The sequence below is a fragment of the Stutzerimonas kunmingensis genome (assembly GCF_014764705.1).
Classification (GTDB): domain Bacteria; phylum Pseudomonadota; class Gammaproteobacteria; order Pseudomonadales; family Pseudomonadaceae; genus Stutzerimonas.
Genome location: NZ_JACXXG010000088.1, coordinates 1 through 1,230, shown reverse-complemented (window position 1 = coordinate 1,230; position 1,230 = coordinate 1). Strand labels below are relative to the sequence as shown.

2 protein-coding genes and 1 pseudogene are annotated in these 1,230 nt (G+C 47.5%); all 3 read left to right on the top strand.

The window, feature by feature from the left end:
• Positions 1-124: transposase (locus IEG05_RS23040; RefSeq protein ID WP_135960834.1), on the top strand; the 124-nt coding region annotated here is incomplete at its 5' end.
• Between the two features lie 171 nt (positions 125-295).
• Positions 296-557: pseudogene (locus IEG05_RS23600) on the top strand (c-type cytochrome); the annotation flags it as partial.
• A gap of 68 nt (positions 558-625) precedes the next feature.
• Complete coding sequence (locus IEG05_RS23035) at positions 626-919, top strand: hypothetical protein (RefSeq protein ID WP_152664427.1); 294 nt, start codon at positions 626-628, stop codon at positions 917-919.
• The last annotated feature ends 311 nt before the right edge of the window (positions 920-1,230 follow it).

Sequence of the window (1,230 nt, the reverse complement as noted above, 5' to 3'; positions counted from 1 at the left end):
TACCAGCGTCCTTGAGGGCGTCAACAACCGCATCAAGGTGATCAAGCGTATGGCCTATGGTTTTCGGGACTCGGAATACTTTTTCCTGAAAATCAAGGCTGCCTTCCCCGGGAAAGCGCGATGAACCTTTTTTTTGCCGGTAGGAAACGACGCCTTAACTGCAGGAGCGAACAGGCAGAACACGGACAATTAGCGATTCGCCTGCTCACGCGGTTGGGGCATGTGTGATCTGACAAATCGTAAGATTCAGACGCAAGCATGCGTGGCATGCTAATTGCTGAAGCGGAACTCCGATGACCCAGCAAAAACATTTTGGGCCATCAAGCCTGGAATTAAGGCCACTGGGATGCCTGCGTGGGGAAGAAGCATGGCTGACCCGTACACTGGGCAATGGTGGCTTTTCTGCAAAAAGCTTCCTGGGCTAGATGAGGGAGCGTATGAGCACTCGTTGCCTCTAGCGGTGGTAACCAACATGGTGGTGGGGAGACCCCAGCGGGGCACGGTAATAGCATGGTGAGATGGTTTCGGACAACCACTCAAAAATTACAAAGATGTAATGTTTGGGACAGCTTACCGTAAGGGGCGTATAATACATTCACGTACAAACAATCAAGAGGGAACCTTCATGAAGAAAATAAACGGATTGATGCTAGCGCTGGCGCTTACGGTCACCTCACCTCTGATAATGGCCGCAAGTGACTCTGTGGAGCCCATGAAGCACGACCATACAGTGGGTGATGGTCACGAGATGATGATCAAGCTATTAAAAACTGGGAAAGTTCTTAGCGTATCACCTGTGACTGCTCCTTTGTCTGAAAACAGTGATGTTAGAACTTACGAGATACTAATTAAAACCCCTGATGGAGTGACTCACTCTGTTGAATTTAGAGGCATGCCTGTCGGGATAAATAACGGTTAATTGTTCTTGCTCTTGACTAGCACATCCCGTAAATTTTAACTGTGCGTCATTTGCAAAACTGGCGCACAGTAATCGTTCACGCCGAAATATTAAAATGGCAGATAGTTTAAGCCTAAGATTCCAAAATTACATCTGGTGGTAGTTGCGATGAAAATTATAAAGTCGCTTCTTGCGATTGCATTAGTATTAACCCGGCAATCAAATACACCAAATCATGCTGCGTAGGCGATACGTGGATGCCGGAAATAAGAACGGATTCTTTGAGGGCGTAATTGCAATCGTCTCATGACCGAGCGAACACGCCTTTCCAG